14 protein-coding genes are annotated in these 17,425 nt (G+C 69.1%); 4 read left to right on the top strand and 10 right to left on the bottom strand.

What is annotated here, in order from left to right; all coding sequences use genetic code 11:
• Positions 1 to 269 precede the first annotated feature (269 nt).
• A complete protein-coding gene (locus tag ABLE93_RS14640) occupies positions 270 to 1,064 on the top strand; it encodes a creatininase family protein (protein ID WP_348840570.1) in 795 nt (264 codons plus the stop codon).
• A gap of 3 nt (positions 1,065 to 1,067) precedes the next feature.
• Here the strand turns inward: ABLE93_RS14640 and ABLE93_RS14635 are convergent, their stop codons facing one another.
• The 4 genes from ABLE93_RS14635 to ABLE93_RS14620 are packed head-to-tail and all read right to left on the bottom strand — an operon-like array spanning position 1,068 to position 5,650.
• Positions 1,068 to 1,694 carry an NUDIX domain-containing protein gene (locus ABLE93_RS14635; RefSeq protein WP_348840569.1) on the bottom strand — a complete coding sequence of 209 codons (627 nt, stop codon included), beginning with the start codon at positions 1,692 to 1,694 and terminating at the stop codon, positions 1,068 to 1,070.
• A complete protein-coding gene (locus tag ABLE93_RS14630) occupies positions 1,691 to 3,328 on the bottom strand; it encodes an ABC transporter ATP-binding protein (RefSeq protein WP_348840568.1) in 1,638 nt (545 codons plus the stop codon). Before ABLE93_RS14630 ends, ABLE93_RS14635 begins: the two co-directional genes overlap by 4 nt.
• A gap of 10 nt (positions 3,329 to 3,338) precedes the next feature.
• On the bottom strand, positions 3,339 to 4,535 hold the full coding sequence (locus ABLE93_RS14625) for an ABC transporter permease (RefSeq protein ID WP_510183028.1): 1,197 nt from the start codon (positions 4,533 to 4,535) through the stop codon (positions 3,339 to 3,341).
• Between the two features lie 2 nt (positions 4,536 to 4,537).
• Entirely contained in the window at positions 4,538 to 5,650 is a 1,113-nt protein-coding gene (locus tag ABLE93_RS14620; protein ID WP_348840567.1) for a microcin C ABC transporter permease YejB, read from the bottom strand.
• Positions 5,651 to 6,416: 766 nt separating this feature from the next.
• Between ABLE93_RS14620 and ABLE93_RS14615 the strand changes: the two genes are divergently transcribed.
• Positions 6,417 to 7,091 (top strand): DUF1236 domain-containing protein, encoded by a 675-nt coding sequence (locus ABLE93_RS14615; RefSeq protein WP_348840566.1) that lies wholly within the window; start codon positions 6,417 to 6,419, stop codon positions 7,089 to 7,091.
• Positions 7,092 to 7,152: 61 nt separating this feature from the next.
• Here ABLE93_RS14615 and ABLE93_RS14610 read toward each other — a convergent pair whose 3' ends face one another.
• The 3 genes from ABLE93_RS14610 to ABLE93_RS14600 form a co-directional block, all read right to left on the bottom strand.
• A complete protein-coding gene (locus ABLE93_RS14610) occupies positions 7,153 to 9,036 on the bottom strand; it encodes an extracellular solute-binding protein (protein ID WP_348840565.1) in 1,884 nt (627 codons plus the stop codon).
• Positions 9,033 to 10,913 carry an extracellular solute-binding protein gene (locus ABLE93_RS14605; protein WP_348840564.1) on the bottom strand — a complete coding sequence of 627 codons (1,881 nt, stop codon included), beginning with the start codon at positions 10,911 to 10,913 and terminating at the stop codon, positions 9,033 to 9,035. Before ABLE93_RS14605 ends, ABLE93_RS14610 begins: the two co-directional genes overlap by 4 nt.
• Before the next feature lie 453 nt (positions 10,914 to 11,366).
• The gene (locus ABLE93_RS14600; protein WP_348840563.1) at positions 11,367 to 11,966 is read right to left on the bottom strand and encodes a c-type cytochrome; all 600 of its coding nucleotides are present in this window, start codon (positions 11,964 to 11,966) and stop codon (positions 11,367 to 11,369) included.
• A gap of 222 nt (positions 11,967 to 12,188) precedes the next feature.
• Here ABLE93_RS14600 and ABLE93_RS14595 point away from each other — a divergent pair, with 222 nt between their 5' ends.
• Positions 12,189 to 12,965, top strand: coding sequence for a 3-deoxy-manno-octulosonate cytidylyltransferase (locus ABLE93_RS14595; protein ID WP_348840562.1), 777 nt, complete (start codon positions 12,189 to 12,191; stop codon positions 12,963 to 12,965).
• A 28-nt stretch (positions 12,966 to 12,993) separates the two neighbouring features.
• Positions 12,994 to 13,854, top strand: a complete 861-nt coding sequence (locus ABLE93_RS14590) for a prephenate dehydratase (RefSeq protein WP_510183027.1) — start codon at positions 12,994 to 12,996, stop codon at positions 13,852 to 13,854.
• 22 nt (positions 13,855 to 13,876) lie between these two features.
• Here ABLE93_RS14590 and ABLE93_RS14585 read toward each other — a convergent pair whose 3' ends face one another.
• The 3 genes from ABLE93_RS14585 to ABLE93_RS14575 all read right to left on the bottom strand — a co-directional run bounded on the left by ABLE93_RS14585 (position 13,877) and on the right by ABLE93_RS14575 (position 17,158).
• Positions 13,877 to 15,682 carry a solute carrier family 23 protein gene (locus tag ABLE93_RS14585; RefSeq protein ID WP_348840561.1) on the bottom strand — a complete coding sequence of 602 codons (1,806 nt, stop codon included), beginning with the start codon at positions 15,680 to 15,682 and terminating at the stop codon, positions 13,877 to 13,879.
• Positions 15,675 to 16,628, bottom strand: a complete 954-nt coding sequence (gene nudC / locus ABLE93_RS14580; RefSeq protein ID WP_348840560.1) for an NAD(+) diphosphatase — start codon at positions 16,626 to 16,628, stop codon at positions 15,675 to 15,677. The genes ABLE93_RS14585 and nudC overlap by 8 nt, the downstream gene beginning before the upstream one ends.
• A gap of 92 nt (positions 16,629 to 16,720) precedes the next feature.
• Positions 16,721 to 17,158 carry an HIT family protein gene (locus ABLE93_RS14575; RefSeq protein ID WP_348840559.1) on the bottom strand — a complete coding sequence of 146 codons (438 nt, stop codon included), beginning with the start codon at positions 17,156 to 17,158 and terminating at the stop codon, positions 16,721 to 16,723.
• Positions 17,159 to 17,425: the final 267 nt, after the last annotated feature.

Raw genomic sequence — 17,425 nt, 5'->3', positions numbered from 1 at the left:
GCGAAAGGGGCAAGGGTACCTCTCGCGAACGAAACCGGACCGAATCGCATCGGGCCCCGCGCGGCTGGATGTCCCGGATCGGGACAGGAAGGAACACCGCGGCAACGCTCCAGCACCGAATCAGGGCCCCGCTCCGCCGAGCTTTGCCCCGCCCGACCCTGCGTCAACCGGGACGGGTGTCGACAGGCCCTTGACTTCACGCGGCTATTCGGCCCCATGGTCAAGACGCCGCACCGGATTACAAGCCGACAGCAGCAGGGAGGTTCCGGGTGTTTCTGAAGTGGGCTGAACTCTCGTCCCCGGCGCTCGCCGCGCTGGACAAGAGCCGGATGGTCGCGGTTCTTCCGCTCGCCGCCGTGGAACAGCACGGTCCTCATCTGCCGCTGGGCACCGACCTGTGCATCGCCGAAGGCTATGTGGAACGCATCGCCTTCATGGTCCCGCGCGAAATCGATGCGGTGTTCCTGCCGGCGCAGGCGGTGGGCAAGTCGGACGAGCACATCTCCTTCGCCGGCACCCTCACCCTCTCGCCCGCAACCGCCCTCGCGGCCTGGGTCGACATCGGCCGCAGCCTTGCCCGGGCGGGGGTGCGCCGGCTCATCCTGATGAACACCCACGGGGGCAACGTGCCGGTGATCGACCTCGTCGCCCGCACGCTTCGGGTCGAGCACCGCATGCTGGCGGTGACCTGCTCCATGCACCGCTTCGGCTATCCCGTCGGCCTGTTCTCGGACGCCGAGCGCGCCCACGGCATCCATGGCGGCGAGATCGAGACCTCCCTCATGCTGGCCTTCCGACCCGAACTGGTAGACATGAGCCATTCAGGCCCGTTCACCCCATATTCGGTCGCCATGGAAAGCGAGTTCAGCCGGCTTCGGGCCAACCATCCCGTCGGCTTCGGCTGGCTGGCCGAGGATCTGAGCCCCGACGGCGCCATGGGCGACTCCAGCGGCGCCACCGCGCTCAAGGGCGAGGCCGCGGCGGAATACGGCTCGCGCGCCTTCGTGGAGCTGCTGAAGGACGTGTCCGCCTTCGACCTCTCCCGGCTCGACCCCCACGCGTGACGCCTACCCGACGGCGGCGATCAGCTGGGGCAGGCGGGCGCGGTTCAAAGCCAGCCATTGGAGGGCGAGGATGAGGAAGCCGTTGATGCAGCGGCCCTCGGCGATGGCGGCCAGCGCCGCATCCACCGGGACCGCGAACGGCTGGGTCATCTCGGTCTCATGCCGCGCCCCGGCCCGCTCGGGGAGGGCGTCCGCGTCGACGATGCCGAGGAAGAGGGTGGCCATCTCATCGGTGAGGCCGGGGGTGGGGGTGAAGCGCAACATGGGCAGGATCGCCCTTGGGGCGACGCCCGTTTCCTCCAGGCATTCGCGCCGGGCCGCGGCCTCCTCGCTCTCGCCCGCCTCCACCAGGCCGGCGACGATCTCCACCAGATTGCCGCGGTCGGCGGACAGGTGGGCGCTGAGGCGGAACTGGCGGATCAGCACCACGAGATCCCGGGCGGGATCATAGCCGAGCAAGCCCACCACCCGCCCGCCACGGACGATGTCGCGCACCTGCGAGTCGCGGCTGCCGTCGTCATGGTGGAGCACGAGGCGGTAGCGCTCGTAGGGCCGGAAGGCCTTGGCCAAAAGCTCGGGGCCCTCCACCTCGACACGGGCGGGGCGGTCCTCCATGGGCTCGGCGGTCACTGCCGCACCACCCCCTGGCCTGCCGTGTCGAGATTGAAGGCGGCGGCGAACAGGGCGCGGGTGTAGTCCTCCTTCGGATGGTCGAACACCTCGCGGGCCGGCCCCTCCTCCACCATCTTGCCGTTGCGCATGACGAGGATGCGGCTCGCCAGCGCCGACACCACGCGCAGATCGTGGGAGATGAACATGAAGGTGAGGTCGCGCTTCTTCTGCAGCGCCCGCAGCAGGTCGACGATCTGCGCCTGCACGATCATGTCGAGGGCGCTGGTCGGCTCGTCCAGCACCACGAAGGACGGCTCCAGAGCCATGGCGCGGGCGATGGAGATGCGCTGGCGTTGGCCGCCGGAGAATTCGTGCGGGTAGCGGTGCCGGCTCTCGGGGTCGAGCCCCACGTCGGCAAGGGCGGCGATGACGCGGGCGTCCCGCTCGGCGGCGGAGAGCTGGCGCTGGTGCACCAGCAGCCCCTCCCCCACGATCTCCGCCACGGACATGCGCGGCGACAGGGCGCCATAGGGGTCCTGGAACACGATCTGCATGTCCGAGCGCAGCGGCCGCATGGCCTTGAACGACAGGCCGTCGATGGGCTGGCCGAGGAAGGCGATAGGCCCCTTGCTGGAGATGAGGCGCAGCAGGGCAAGGCCGAGCGTGGTCTTGCCGGAGCCCGATTCGCCCACAACCCCCAGCGTCTCGCCGCGACGGATGGCGATGGAGACGCCGTCCACCGCCTTCACATACCCCACGGTCTTGCGCAGGATGCCGCGCTTGATGGGAAAATGGACCTTGAGGTCGTTGGCCTCCACCACGATGGGCGCGCCGTCCGACACCGGCGCGGGGTCCGGCTTCGGCTCGGCCTTCAACAAGGCCTGAGTATAGGGATGGCGCGGATGGAGGAAGGTTTCCTCCGCCCCGCCCTGCTCCACCACCTCGCCCTTCTGCATGACGCACACCCGGTCGGCGATCTTGCGCACGATGCCGAGGTCGTGGGTGATGAACAGCATGGCCATGCCCATGCGCGTCTGAAGCTCTTTCAGAAGCTTGAGGATCTGCGCCTGCACGGTGACGTCGAGCGCCGTGGTCGGCTCGTCGGCGATGAGCAGGTCCGGCTCGTTGGCGAGGGCCATGGCGATCATCACGCGCTGGCGCTGGCCCCCGGACAATTGGTGCGGATAGGCGTTGAGCCGGTCCTCCGGCTGCGGGATGCCCACCTCATGCAGCAGTTCCAGCGTGCGGGCGCGGGCGGCATTGGCGGAGAGCCCCCGGTGGAGGATGAGCATCTCCCCCACCTGCCGCTCGATGGTGTGGAGCGGGTTCAGGGAGCTCATGGGCTCCTGGAACACCATGGTGATGCGGTTGCCGCGGATGCCCCTCAGCTCGCGCTCCGAGACCGTGAGGAGGTCGCGGCCCTCGAACAGGATCTGCCCGGTGGGGTGGCTCGCCGCGGGATAGGGCAGAAGCTTCAGCACCGAAAGGGCGGTGACGGACTTGCCCGATCCACTCTCGCCCACGAGGGCCAGCGTCTCGCCCTTGGCGAGGTCGAACGACACATGCTTCACCGCAAGCGCCGGCGCCTCGCCCCCGGGGCGGCGGAAGGCGACGGAAAGGTCGCGGACGGAAAGGAGGGGATCAGCGGTCATCGTCTATCCCTCACCCGAACGTCTTGCGCGGATCGAACGCGTCGCGCACCGCCTCGCCCACGAAGATCAGCAGGCTCAGCATGACGGCCACGGTGAAGAAGCCGGTCAGGCCCAGCCACGGCGCCTGGATGTTGTTCTTGCCCTGGGACAGCAACTCGCCCAGCGAGGGCGAACCGGGGGGCAGGCCGAAGCCGAGGAAATCGAGGGCGGTCAGCGTCATGACCGAGGAGGACAGGATGAAGGGCAGCATGGTCAGCGTCGCCACCATGGCGTTGGGCAGCATGTGCCGCGTCATGATGGTTAGGTTGCCGACGCCCAGCGCCCGCGCCGCCTGCACATATTCGAAATTGCGCGCACGCAGGAATTCCGCCCGCACCAGCCCCACCAGATTGACCCAGGAAAACAGCAGCAGGATGCCGAGCAGCACCCAGAAGCCCGGCACCAGCACCGACGATATGATGAGCAGCAAATAGAGCGCCGGAATCGCCGTCCAGATCTCGATGAAGCGCTGGAACAGCAGGTCCACCCAGCCACCGAAATAGCCCTGCACCGCGCCGGCCGCCACCCCGATCACCGATGAGACGAGGGTGAGCGCCAGGCCGAACAGCACCGAGATGCGGAATCCGTAGATGAGGCGGGCCACCACGTCGCGGCCCTGGTCGTCGGTGCCGAGCCAGTTCATCTCGAGGCCGGAACAGCCGGACACGCCCTTCTTTTCCGCCGCCGCCTTGCACTGGGCCTCGGTGAGCATCCAGGTGGGCGGCGAGGGGGCGGGGGTCGGAAGGTCGAGATTGTGGGTGGAATAGGAGAAGCGGATCAGCGGCCACACCATCCAGCCGCCCTTCTCTGCGATCAGCTTCTGCAGATAGGGATCGCGATAGTCCGCATCGGTCTCGAAGTCACCGCCGAACGCCGTCTCGGGATAGGCCCGCACCACGGGGAAATAATAGCCCCCGTCATAGGCGACGAGGATCGGCTTGTCGTTGGCGATGAACTCGGCGCCGAGGCTGATGACGAACAGCACCATGAAGACCACGAACGACCAGTAGCCGCGCCCGTTGGCGCGGAAGTTCGCCAGCCGCCGCTGGTTGAGCGGGGAGAGCCGGCTGGGGCGGATCGGCGCGGGCGGCGTCGGTGCGGGGGCGCCGGGCGTCACGGCAGGCGGACCGGGCGGCACGCCGGGAGGGGCGGTCACGGGCGCATCCATCCTCAGACCTCCCGCGTCTCGAAGTCGATGCGCGGATCGACCAGCATGTAGGTGAGGTCGGAGATGAGGCCGACGATCAGCCCCGCGAGAGAGAAGATGTAGAGGGTGGCGAACACCACGGGATAGTCGCGGTTGAGCACGCTCTCGAAGCCGAGCAGGCCGAGCCCGTCGAGGGAGAAGATGGTCTCGATGAGCAGCGCGCCGGAGAAGAAGGCCGAGATGAAGGCGCTGGGAAAGCCGGCGATGACGATGAGCATGGCATTGCGGAAGACGTGGCCGTAGAGCACCTTCCGCTCGCTGAGCCCCTTCATCCGCGCCGTGGTGACGTATTGCTTGCGGATCTCCTCCAGGAAGGAATTCTTGGTCAGCAGCGTCATGGTGGCGAAGGCGCCGAGCACCATGGAGGTGAGCGGCAGCGTCAGATGCCAGGCGTAGTCCACGATGCGCTCGGGCCAGCTCATCTGCCAGAAATTCTCCGAGGTGAGGCCGCGCAGAGGGAAGAGATCGAGGAAGGAGCCACCGGCGAACAGGATGATGAGCAGGATGGCGAACAGGAAGGAGGGAATGGCGTAGCCGACGATGATGACCGCCGAGGTCCACACGTCGAAGCGCGAGCCGTCGCGCATGGCCTTGGCGATGCCGAGCGGGATGGAGATGAGGTAGGTGATGAGCGTCATCCACAGGCCGAGGGAGATGGAGACGGGCATCTTCTCGGCGATCAGGTCGATGACGGTGATGTCGCGGAAATAGGAGCGGCCGAAATTGAAGGTGGCATAATCGGTTATCATCTTCAGGAAGCGTTCCGCCGGCGGCTTGTCGAAGCCGAACTGCTTCTCCAGCTCCTTGATGAAGGTGGGGTCGAGGCCCTGCGCCCCGCGATATTTCGAGGAGGCATCCGCCGCCGCCCCGGCCTGGGCCGCCGCGCCGGCACCGGAGAAGTCGCCGCCGCCCCCCGACACCCGCGAGGTGGCCGACACGTCCTCGCCGGTCAGCTGGGCGATCACCCGCTCCACCGGGCCGCCGGGCGCGAACTGGATGACCACGAACGACACCAGCATGATGCCGAGGATGGTGGGGACCATCAGGGCGATGCGGCGGACGATATAAGCGAGCATCAGGTCTCTCGAAACGGGAGGTTGTGCGGGCGCTTACCGGAGGCCCGCCGGCGCCGTGGCGGGCCGGCGCGAACCCGGCAGGCTCGAAATGCGTGGTGCTCTCGGCCCGCCCCCGCGCCCCGCGGGCGCTGAGCGAGCGGCGGCGCTGCGTCGCGCGGCCTCCCGACGAAGCGCCGCAAGGGTGGATCCCGGGCGGCGGCCGCCGATGGCAGGGGCCGGTGCGAGGCGGACGTGGAGCAAATGGCGTCCCTTTCGTTTCTCAGGTTGCCGCGATGTTCATGACCGATCCCGCGGCCGTCAAGCAAAAGCCGGGGCAATGTCGCGCCATCGGTCGGAACGAACTGCTCCTCGGCCCACCCGCCCGCGCCGCACCTGTGCCCGCCATCGCATTGCTCTGTGGTGAGGGGAAGGCGACCGCGGCACCGTTCATCACTTCAAGGCGATATGCGCATGCCGAGCGATGTCGCGCTTTCCCTGCTTGCCCGGAGCGGGTCGGGAGAAACTGCCGCCCTCCCCAACTATTGCGTGTCGGGACGCCACAGTGTTCGTCAGTCTGCCGCACTTTTGACTTGATATGGATACTCAACGGAAAAGAATACCTCAGTCGTCTCTTCTCTATCAACTTGAGCTATGCCACAGCGGAACTATTCGCCTGTTTGAGCATTGCTGTCCTGCGCCGGAACCGAGGCGCACGCCGCCGAGGTTCAGACCGCGAGGGTCATCCGACACCTTTCGGCGATCGGACACAGCAATCGAGGAGGATAGGATGCGCAAGGCTCTACTTGCTTGCACCGGGATGACGTTCGCCCTTCTGGCCACCACCGCGGTGGTCGCCCAGACCCCCGGCCCACAGGGTGGTGCCACCCCCCAGGGCGCCCAGAGCGGGACTGCACCGTCGGGCGAGATGCGCGGCACCAAGCCCGCCACCGGTGCCGAGAGCGGCGCCGAGCGCGCCACCAAGCCGGACGCGACTCCGGGCGCTGCTTCGCCCCGCGCCCAGGACATGCCGGCCGGCGGCGCCGCCGGCAACCGCAATGCGGAAGGCCAGCGCGAACCGGGCACCGCCCGTGACGCGCAGAACCCGTCCGCCACGCCCAACCGCAACGCCCAGCAGCAGCGCGACGGCGACAAGCCGGCCGAGCAGCGCGCCGGCAAGCGCGGCGACTTGGAGACCACCGGCAGCGTGGATATCACCGCCGAGAAGCGCACCACCATCCACCAGAGCATCACGCGCGAGCGCATTGCGCCGGTGCGCGACGTGAACTTCTCCATCAACGTCGGTGTCGAGGTGCCGCGGACGGTGGAGCTCCGTGCCCTGCCCGCGAGCGTCATCGAGGTCGTGCCGCAGTACCGGGGCTACCGGTTCTTCGTTCTGGCCGATGGGCGGATCGTGATCGTCCAGCCCACCACCTACAAGATCGTCACGATCATCGCGGCGTAAGGCCCTCGCCTTTGCTTAAGGAAGGCCGCGCGGTCCCGCCGCGCGGCCTTTTTCACGTGCCTCAGCCGGCGCGCGCCGGCTCGGTGCCGGTGCTCCACCAGGTGTCCAGCGCACCGAGGTCGTAGCGCGGCTTCAGCGGCGGGCGCGCGAACTGGTTCCAATAGGCGATGCGGTGCGTGCCGGAATACCATTGCGGGATCCAGTAGCGCCCGGCCCTCAGAATTCGGTCGAGGGCGCGGCAGGCGGTGACGAGCGCCGCCGCGTCCGCCGCCCCCAGCGCCGCATTGATCAGGCCGTCCACCGCCGGATCGGCGATCCCCGCCACGTTGTAGGAGCCGCGGGTGCGCGCCGCCTCGGTGGAGAAATAGGCGCGCAGCTCATCGCCGGGATAAGGCGCGAAGCTGTAGCGGCGGACCACGAGGTCGAAGTCGAAATTCTGCAGGCGCTGCTGGAACTGGGCCGGGTCCACGATGCGGAAGGTGGCATCGATGCCGACCTTCTTGAGATGACCGATGAAGCGCGAGGTGTGGCGCTCCATGGAGCCGTCGTCGTCGAGGAACTCCATGGTGAAGGCCTCGCCCTTGGCGTCCACCAGCTTGCCCTGCTGCACCGTGTAGCCGGCCTCCTTCAGGAGGGCGAGGGCCTGGCGCCGCAGGTTCCGGTCCTCGCCCGAGCCGTCGGACTGGGGCGGCACGTAGGGCTCGCCGAAGACCTCCTCCGGCAGGCGATCGCGGAACGGGTCCAAGAGCTTCAGCTCCGCCGGCGAGGGCAGGCCCTGCGCCATCATCTCCGAATTCTGGAAGAAGGAGACGGTGCGGGTGTAGCTGTCGTACATCAGGTTCTTGCGGGTCCAGTCGAAATCGAACAGGAGCCCGATCGCCTCGCGCACCCTGCGATCGAAGAACTTGGGCCGCCGGGTGTTCAAGAACCAGCCCTGGACGCCCGAGAAGCTCTCGTCCGGGAGCGTCTCCACCTTCACCCGCCCCTCGCGCACCGCGGGGAAGTCGTAGGCCGTCGCCCACTCGCGCGCAGTGAATTCCTCGCGGAAGAGATACGCCTGGCCCTTGAAGCCCTCGAGGCCGGCGATGCGGTCGCGGAAATATTCGTAACGGACCGTATCGAAATTGAACCGCCCCTTCATCACCGGCAGGTCGCGGCCCCAGTAGTCGGCGACGCGCTGATACTCGATGTAGCGGCCCTGCTCGAAGCGGGTGATCTTGTAGGGCCCGGACCCCAGCGGTACCTCCAGCGAGGACTGGCCGAACGGGTGGGTGGCGAGGAAGGCCTTGGAGAAGATGGGCAGGCCGGCGCAGGTGAGCGGCACGTCGCGCGCCCGGCCGGGGCGAAAGCGCATCACCACCTCCTGCGGCCCGTCCGCCTCCACTGCCGCGAGGTCGCGCAGCGCCATGCGGATGGTCTCGTAGCCCTCCGCCTTGAAGGCCTCGAACGAGGCCACCACGTCCGCCGAGGTGAGGGGCGTGCCGTCGTGGAAGCGCGCCTCCCGGCGCAGCTTGAAGCGGTAGGTGAGGCCGTCGTCGGCAATCACCACCGAGGCGGCGAGCCGTCCGTACATGGCGCTCTTCTCGTCGCCGGCGGCGGTCATCAGCGTATCGTAGATGAGCTCGATGCCCTGGGCGCCGTTGCCGCGCTGATTGTAGGGGTTGAGCGTGTCGAAGGTGGTCAGCGCCTGATTGTAATAGGTGGAGCGGCCCATCTGGGAGAACGGCCCGCCCTTGGGCGCATCCGGGTTCACATAGGCGAAATGGGGGAAGTTCGCCGGATAGCGCAGGTCGCCGAAGAAGGAGAGGCCGTGCCGCTCCACCGCCGCGGCGGATGCGCCGCCCTCGCTGGATGCGGCATCGCTGGCGCCCTGCCCGTGGGCGAGCGCGGGAACCAGCGCCGCGGAGGAGGCGCCGGCGAGGAAGGCGCGACGGGACAGGCTCATCGGCCGCTCCCCCCGCCCGACAGCTTCGCCGCCCGGTTCGCATCAAACCACCAGATGTCCGGAAAGGCGTAGGAATAGGCCGGCAATTGCGGGGGATGGGCGAAGCGGTCCCAGCGGGCGGTGCGCGTGTAGTTCAGCGTCCAGGCGGGGATGACGTACTCGTTCCACAGCAGCACCCGGTCGAGGGCATGGGTGGCGGCCACGAGGTCGGCCCGGTCGGTGGCGTAGATCACCTTCTCGATCAGGGCATCCACCGCCGGGTCCTTGATGCCGGCGAGGTTGCGCGAGCCGTCCCGGTCGGCCGCCTCCGATCCCCAATATTCGCGCTGCTCATTGCCCGGCGAGAGGGACTGCCCCCAGCCGGAGACGATGATGTCGTAATCGCGCGAGCGCACCCGGTTGATGTATTGCGAGGTGTCCACGAGGCGGATGGACACCTGGATGCCGAGGCGCTCCAGCGCCGGCTTGTAGAACACCGCCACCCGCTCCATGGCGGGGCTGGAGATGAGGAACTCGATGCTGAAGGGCTCGCCCTTGGCGTCCACCAGCTTGCGGTTCTTCACCTCGTAGCCGGCCTCCTTGAACAGGCGCGCGGCCTCGCGCAGGTTGGCGCGCCGCGCCTCCTCCGAGCCGCTCTCGGGATTGGTGAAGGCGGTGGTGAAGACCTCCGCCGGCACCTTGCCCTTCACCGTGTTCAGGATCTCCAGCTCCCGGCCCTGCGGCAGGCCGGAGGAGGCGAGCTCTGTGCCGGAGAAGAACGAGCCGATGCGCTTGTACTGGCCGAAGAAGAGGGTGTGGTTCATGCCCTCGAAATCGAGCGCGTAATTGAGGGCCCGGCGCACCCGCGGGTCCTTGAACTTGTCGCGCCGCAGATTGGGGATGAAGGCCTGCATCACCCCCGAGGCGCGGTTCTCGAACATCTCCAGCACGACGCGGCCATCGGCGCGGGCGGGAAAGTCGTAGGCGGTCGCCCAGTTCTTGGCCGAGGATTCCACGCGGAAGTCATACTGGTCGGCCTTGAAGGCTTCGAGCATCACCGTGTCGTCGCGGAAGTACTCGTAGCGGATCTCATCGAAATTATCCTTGCCGACGTTGACGTTGAGATCCTTGCCCCAATAGTCCTTCACCCGTTCGTAGGTGATGGAGCGCCCGGCGATGAAGCTCTTGATGCGATAGCCGCCGGAGCCGAGCGGCACTTCCAGCGTGCCCTGGGCGATGTCGCGCGGCTTGCCATTGGCATCGGTGCCGGTCCACCAGTGCTTGGGCAGGATGGTGAGCTGGCCGACGATCTGCGGCAGCTCGCGGTTGCCGGCCTGGTCGAAGGTGAAGGTGACCTCGCGCGGGCCGGTCTTCTCCGCCTTTGTGACGTGGCTGTAATAGAAGCGCTGGTTCGGGTTGTTCTTGGTCAGCGATTCGAACGAGAAGACCACGTCCTCCGGTGTGATGGGCGTGCCGTCATGCCAGCGGGCCTCGGCGCGCAGGCGATAGGTGACGGAGGAGAAATCGGCCGGATGGCTCACCCCCTCGGCGATCAGCCCGTATTCGCTCGCCACCTCGTCAAAGGCCGACACCATGAGCGTATCGTAGACCAGGGTGATGCCGGCAACGGGCGTGCCGCGCGGAACGACGAAATTGAAGGTGTCGTAGGTGCCGTCCTCGGCGAGGCGCACCTGGCCGCCCTTGGGCGCGGCGGGATTCACATAATCGAAATGGGGAAAGCCGGCCGGATATTTCGGCTCGCCCATCAGCGACAGGCCGTGCCGGAAGGCGGGCGCCTCCCCCGTCGGTTTCGCCTCTTCCGCGGTGCGGCCAGACGCTGCGAAGGATGCGACCAGCGCGGCGGCGAGGGCAAGGCGGCGGACGACGGGCAGCAGCATCGACTTCTCCAGCAGGGACCGGGACCGATCCGGAATAGCCGATTATGGCACTGCCCGCGACGGCAGAAACAAGGCAGGGACACGTCGGGCAGCCCGACGGGTGCGCGGCAGCCGCCTCCCCTTCCCGTCAGGAAGCCCTGCGCGCATCAAAAAAGGCGGATACGTGCGGGACCGACTGTGCAGGCGCACGACGATGCGGGCGGATGACAATGGCGTGAAAGATGTGGGAGACCGGTGGGAGCGCCTCGCCGGCGGCCCGCGACCAGGAGGCCGTTCGCCTGAGGGCCATGCCTGGCCCATTTCATTCCGGTGGGCACGGCGGCAGAGCGCGGCCCCCGGGCTCGTCTCGGGTCTCTGCGTCACCCAGCTCGATCATGCGGCCGATGCCGTCCCGGCCGGTCCCCGTGGATGGCCGGGTCAGACCCGGCCATGACGCACGTGGGGAGGCTCAGCTCACTTGTGGCCGGCGGGAGCGGGGGCGGCAGGCGCCGCCGCAGCAGCCGGAGCCGCAGCCGCGGCGGTGGGCAGCGGCTTGGGATCGTGGGAGAGGCTGTTGAGATAGGCGATCAGGTCGGCGCGCTCGGCCTCCTTGCCGATGCCGGCGAAGGCCATGGCGGTGCCGGGCACGGCAGCCTTGGGGTTGGTCAAGAAGGTGTTGAGCGCCTGGGGGGTCCAGTCACCGCCTTTGGCCTTCAGCGCGGCCGAATAGCCGAAGCCGGGGGCGGAGGCGACGGCGCGGCCGACGATGCCGTAGAGGTCCGGGCCGACCTTGGCGCCGGCGCCTTCCTGGAAATTGTGGCAGGCCGCGCACTTCTTGGCAGCGGCGGCGCCCTTCTCGATAGAGGCGGTGGCGAACAGCTGCTCGATCGGAACCTCGGCCGCCTTGGCCGGGCCGCCGCCGGCGCTCGCGCCTTCCTGCACCACGATGTCGAAGCCGGGCTTGGCGGGGGCTTCGGGCGTGAACAGGATTTCAGACACGATCCCAAGGCCGAGGGTGAGCGTCAGCGTGCCCAGCACCGCACCCGCGATCTTGTTCAATTCAAAACTGTCCATCGGCGCTTCGCCCCTCGGAGCCCTTGATCCCGCCCTCCGCGGCTCAGCAAAAGTGCGGTTCGGCCGGGCTTGCAATCATGTCGATGAGCGGCGCGCAGGCTGGCCCGCGCACCGACGGGGACACTAAGCACTTTGAACCTTGCTAAGCAACCCGTATAAGGCGCGCCCCAATGCCACTCCCGCGCCGTCCGCCGGCGCGCCCGCGAGGAACGTTCCCGGCCCATGTCCGCGCCTCCGCCCGCCGCCGACACGCCCGCCGAGCGAGTGCTCGTGCTCATTCCCGCGCGGATGGCCGCGACCCGCCTGCCGGGCAAGCCGCTGGCCGACGTGGGCGGCCGGCCAATGATCGTGGAAGTGGCGCGGCGCGCGGTCGCAGCCGGCATCGGCCGGGTGGCGGTGGCAACCGATTCCGCCGAGATCGCCGCCGCGGTGGAGGCCGCGGGCTATGCGGCGGTGATGACGCGGGACGACCACCCCTCGGGCTCCGACCGCATCTTCGAGGCGCTGGGCGTCCTCGATGGCGAGGGCCGGGTGGAGGTCGTGGTGAACGTGCAGGGCGACCTGCCCACCATCGCTCCGGCCACCATCCGCCGCGCCCTCGCGCCCCTCGCCGACCCGGCGGTGGACATCGCCACGCTGGCGGCCGAGATCACCGTGGACGAGGAGCGCACCGACCCCAACGTGGTCAAGGTGGTGGGCTCGCCCCGCTCCGCCGATCTCCTGCGCGCGCTCTATTTCACCCGCGCCACGGCGCCTTTCGGCGATGGCCCGCTCTATCACCACATCGGGCTCTACGCTTATCGCCGCGCCGCCCTCGCCCGCTTCGTCGCCTTGCCGCCTTCCCCGCTGGAGCGGCGCGAACGGCTGGAGCAGTTGCGGGCGCTGGAGGCTGGCATGCGCATCGACGTGGCTGTGGTTGACGCCGTGCCGCTCGGGGTGGACACCCCGTCCCATCTGGAGCGCGCGCGCGCTTTCCTCGCCGCAGAGCCGGGCCTTTGAGCGGGCCCGCAGGAGCATTGAAGAGATCATGATCCGCCGCATCACCTTCCAGGGCGAGCCGGGCGCCAACTCGCACATCGCCTGCCGCGAGGTCTTCCCCGATTTCGAGGCGGTGCCCTGCGCCACCTTCGAGGACGCCTTCGCCCAGGTGGAGAACGGCGCGGCCTCCTATGCCATGATCCCCATCGAGAATTCGGTGGCGGGCCGGGTGGCGGACATCCACCATCTCATGCCGCACTCCTCGCTCTCCATCGTCGGCGAGCACTTCCTGCCGCTGTCGCACCAGCTCATGGCTGTGAAGGGAGCGACGCTCTCCTCTTTGAAGAGCGTGCAGAGCCACATCATGGCCCTCGGCCAGTGCCGCAAGGCGATCCGCACCCTGTCGCTCACGCCGGTGATCGGCGCCGATACCGCCGGCTCCGCCCGCGAGATCGCCGAGGCGAATGACCCGACCCGCGCCGCCATCGCCTCGCGTCTCGCGGCCGAGATCTACGGCCTCGACATCCTCGCCGAGAACATCGAGGACGAGGCCCACAACACCACCCGCTTCATCATCCTCTCGCGCGGCGCGGACTGGGCGCCGGCGGGACGCGGGCCGGTCATCACCACCTTCGTCTTCCGGGTGCGCAACGTGCCGGCCGCGCTCTACAAGGCCATGGGCGGCTTCGCCACCAACGGCGTCAACATGACGAAGCTCGAATCCTACCAGATGGACGGGCAGTTCACGGCGACCCAGTTCTATGCCGACGTGGAGGGCCATCCCGACGACCGGCCGGTGAAGCTGGCGCTGGAGGAGCTCGCCTTCTTCTCGCGGGAGATGCGCATCCTCGGCGTCTATCCCGCCCACCCCTACCGGGCGAAGTTCGGCGCCGGCGATCCGGGCATCTGACCGGGAGCGATGCCCGGGCGCCTCAGTGGTCGAAGCGCAGCAGGATGCGGGCGCGCCCGCCGGCGCGGCCGAAGCTGACGTGGTCGGAGAGATGGGTGAGCATGTAGGCGGCGAAAGACGCCTGCTCGCGGGCGTCGCCCAGGAGCGCCTCCGGCGAGGGCCGCTCCTTCGGCGCCTCCATGACCTCGCCGTCATAGACGACGGATACGTCCAGATGGGTCTCGTCGAAGCGCGCGCGCAGCTCGATGGGGCCTTCGGCGATGCCGCTGTCCGCCACCAGCTCCAGCGCCTGCGCGACGGTGGGGATGGCGGCGGCGATCACGTCGCGCCGCGCGCCCCATTCGTCGCCCTGATTCTCCAGAAAGTCGCGGGCGAAGGGAAAGGCGTGGGCGCCGTCCGGCACCGTGGCGCCGGCTTCCTGGGCGATGCCGATGCGGAACAGCAGGTTGAGCACGATGGCGCTCAGCGCGCCCACCGTCAGCGGCGTCGAGAACAGGGGCTGGAGCACCAGCGGCAGCTGCCGGGTGAGGGGCAGGAGCGCGATGGAGAGGCCCGCCAGCACCGACAGCCCCACCACGAACACCCGCCGCTCGCTGAGCCGGCGTGAGGTGACGAGGTCCATGCCCGCCACCACCAGATAGGCGGCGGTATACATGAGGATGCCGCCGATCACCGGCGAGGGGATGAGGGTCAGCGCCACGATCGCCTTGGGCAGGAAAGCGATGGCGAAGATCATGATGCCCGCCACCACGCCGATGATCCGCGCGGTGGACTGGGTGGCGAAGGCGAGCCCCACTGAGGAGGACGAGAGTCCCGATTGGAACCCCGAGGTGAGGCCGTTGAGGATGTTGCCGATGCCGCAGGTGGTCACCGCCCGCTGCGCCGCCGGCATGTGGGCGCGGCGCCAGTCGGCGTCGTTCATCTTCTCCAGCGAGACCGTGACCGACAGCACGTCCACGAGGTTCATCACCACCAGCAGCGCCATGAGGGGAAACAGCGCCGGGGCGAACTGGAAGGAGGGCAGCGTCAGCGCCGGCCAGGCGATGACCGGCGCGGCTGCGATGGCCTCCTGCGCGCCCGGATGGCCCGCCCCGAGCAGCAGCGCCACGATCCAGCCGATGCTCGCCCCGGCGAAGACCGCGAACAGCTTCAGCCGGCGGGGCGCGAACACGGTGATGGCGACGATGATGCCCACGGTGGCGAGGCTCGCGAGCGTCGCGTTCTCTTCCACCAGGGCGCCGTGGTCGAGGCCGAGGGCGCGCCGCAGCGCCGGGCTCGCCAGCGAGACGCCGAGCATGCTCACCGCCACCCCGCACACCTCCGGCGGCAGCAGCGCGCGCAGCGGGCGCACCAGGCGGGCGATGAACAATTGGCTGATGCCGATGAGCAGGGTCGTCATCGCCATCAGGCCGATGCCGCCGAGGCTCAGCGCCTGCACCGCGAGGGGGATGGCGCCGGGCGCGGGAATGTGCACGGCGAGATAGCCGGAGCCGATCCGGGTGCGCAGGCACTGGATGATGGTGGCGATGCCGATGCTCATGGCGCAGGCCGAGAGCATGGAGGAGGTCTGGTCCGCCGGCAGCCGGGCCTCGGTGGCGGCCAGCACGGGATAGATCAGGAAGGTCACAGCCAGCATGGCGTGCTGGGCGGCGAGCGGAATCAGCGCGCCCGCCGGCACAACGTCGTCGAGGCCATAGACGAGGGACGGCGGCCGGCGCTCCACCCGCATCCCGCGGTCGGGCGGCGGCAGCAGCATCTTCAGCACGCGATCGACCCCGGGGAGGCCAAGCAGCCGGGTGCCCGCTCTGGACCGATGCTTCTCAGGCATCCGCCGTCTCGACGAAGGACCGGACGAGATGGTGCGCAATGGCAATGGGGGGCGGCACGAACAGGCCGTCGGGATGGGTGCGGGCCAGCATCAGCGCCACCTCGTCCCGGTGGAACCAGCGCGCATCCTCCAGCTCGTTGCGGTCCACCACGATGTCGCGGCCGGCCGCCTCTGCGAGGCAGCCGATCATCAGCGACATGGGGAACGGCCAGGGCTGGCTGGCGAGATAGCGCACCGCCCCGGTGGCGATGCCCGCCTCCTCCAGCGTCTCGCGCCGCACCGCCTCCTCGATGGTCTCGCCCGGCTCCACGAAGCCGGCGAGGGCCGACCACATGCCCGGCGCGAAATGCGGCTGCCGCCCCAGCAGGCACTGGTCGCCGGCCGTCGTCAGCATGATGACCACCGGATCGGTGCGCGGGAAATGCTGCGCCCCGCAGGACGGGCAGTCCCGCCGCCAGCCGCCGTCGATGATGTGCGAAGCGGTGCCGCAATTGGCGCAGAAGCCGTGCCGGCCGTGCCAGGCATAAAGCGCCTTGCCGCAGGCGATGGGCCCGAGATGGCGCGCCTCCACCAGCCCGCCCACGGCGATGGACCGCAGGTCCGTCACCGTCAGCCCCTCGCCTTCGAGGGCTTCCCGCCGGCCGGGATCGAACCCCATGGCGAATCGCGGCGCCCCGCCGGGCGCAAGTCCGAGGAAGAGCGGCGCGCCGCGCCCCTGGGCCTCGGCCGCAGCGCGATCGAACAGGGGATCGAAGACCGGCCCCTCCCCCTTCAGCGCCACCAGCTCGCCGCCGAGGAGATAGAAGCCCGCTTCCTTATGGCCCAGGAGGGCGTCGGCCTCGCCGCGCAGATGGCAGGCCCGGTCGAGCGGGCTGTCCACATAGCCGAGGGCCGGCCACGGGCCGAGGTCGGGAGGGGCGATCAGGGACCGGGACAAAGGGGACATGGACGACGGAGAACCCCGGCAGAACGGCGGGCTGAGCGCGCAGCCTTGGGACGGACCGTCGCACGCGGCCGGCACGGAGGCAAGGCTGCACCTCAGGCGAGATCGAGGCCGTCCCGCAGGGCGCAAAGCCTGGCCGTGCGCTCCGCCGCATCCAGCGGCTGGCGGGTCCCGGCGCCGAACACCGGCCCCGGCCACGCCGCGTCGCCCGGGCTGCGCGCCACCACATGCACATGCAGCTGCGGCACCATATTGCCCAGCGCCGCCACGTTCAGCTTGGCGCAGCCGGAGGCCGCCTTCACCACCTGCGACACCGCCGCGATCTCCTCCATGAGGCACAGGCGGTCGGCGGCGACGAGGTCGATGATCTCCACCCGCCCCGCCCGGCGCGGCACCAGAACGACCCAGAAGAAGCGGGCATCCTCCACGAGGCGCAGGTGACAGAGCGGCAGGTCGCCGGCGGCCGGCCCATCCGCCACGAGGCGCGGGTCCAGGCTGAAGCCGGCTTCATCGACAGGAAGGGGATCGGTCACGCTGCGGCACCCGGAAGGAGGAAGCGCCTCATGGCGCAGGCGCCGCTGGCCGGCGAGGGCGCGCGGCATTTGCGCGGGGCCGGTTGCTCCCGTCCGCGGTTGCCGCTATGGAGGCCCCCCAAAGCCGCGCGACAGCCTTTCAACCCGCGTGGCAGGACTTTCGGGATGTTCCGCTCGGCCACCATGATCCGCCTCGTATCGCGCGCGCTGCCGCGCCTTGGCCCGGCGCGCCGGCGAAAATGACGCCGGGCTGAAGCCGCGGCAAGG

The organism is Xanthobacter pollutisoli, from assembly GCF_040044995.1.
GTDB lineage: Bacteria > Pseudomonadota > Alphaproteobacteria > Rhizobiales > Xanthobacteraceae > Xanthobacter.
The sequence above is the reverse complement of the archived record's forward strand: the minus strand, read 5'-3'. Positions and strand labels throughout refer to the sequence as shown.

What these genes read in the sequence shown, in the direction of transcription:
- ABLE93_RS14615 (WP_348840566.1), top strand. Translation starts at nt 6,417, where the DNA reads ATGCGCAAGGCTCTACTTGCTTGCACCGGGATGACGTTCGCCCTTCTG.
- ABLE93_RS14630 (WP_348840568.1), bottom strand. Translation starts at nt 3,328, where the DNA reads ATGACCGCTGATCCCCTCCTTTCCGTCCGCGACCTTTCCGTCGCCTTC.
- ABLE93_RS14620 (WP_348840567.1), bottom strand. Translation starts at nt 5,650, where the DNA reads ATGCTCGCTTATATCGTCCGCCGCATCGCCCTGATGGTCCCCACCATC.
- nudC (WP_348840560.1), bottom strand. Translation starts at nt 16,628, where the DNA reads ATGTCCCCTTTGTCCCGGTCCCTGATCGCCCCTCCCGACCTCGGCCCG.
- ABLE93_RS14590 (WP_510183027.1), top strand. Translation starts at nt 12,994, where the DNA reads ATGATCCGCCGCATCACCTTCCAGGGCGAGCCGGGCGCCAACTCGCAC.
- ABLE93_RS14595 (WP_348840562.1), top strand. Translation starts at nt 12,189, where the DNA reads ATGTCCGCGCCTCCGCCCGCCGCCGACACGCCCGCCGAGCGAGTGCTC.
- ABLE93_RS14625 (WP_510183028.1), bottom strand. Translation starts at nt 4,535, where the DNA reads ATGGATGCGCCCGTGACCGCCCCTCCCGGCGTGCCGCCCGGTCCGCCT.
- ABLE93_RS14610 (WP_348840565.1), bottom strand. Translation starts at nt 9,036, where the DNA reads ATGAGCCTGTCCCGTCGCGCCTTCCTCGCCGGCGCCTCCTCCGCGGCG.
- ABLE93_RS14600 (WP_348840563.1), bottom strand. Translation starts at nt 11,966, where the DNA reads ATGGACAGTTTTGAATTGAACAAGATCGCGGGTGCGGTGCTGGGCACG.
- ABLE93_RS14605 (WP_348840564.1), bottom strand. Translation starts at nt 10,913, where the DNA reads ATGCTGCTGCCCGTCGTCCGCCGCCTTGCCCTCGCCGCCGCGCTGGTC.
- ABLE93_RS14585 (WP_348840561.1), bottom strand. Translation starts at nt 15,682, where the DNA reads ATGCCTGAGAAGCATCGGTCCAGAGCGGGCACCCGGCTGCTTGGCCTC.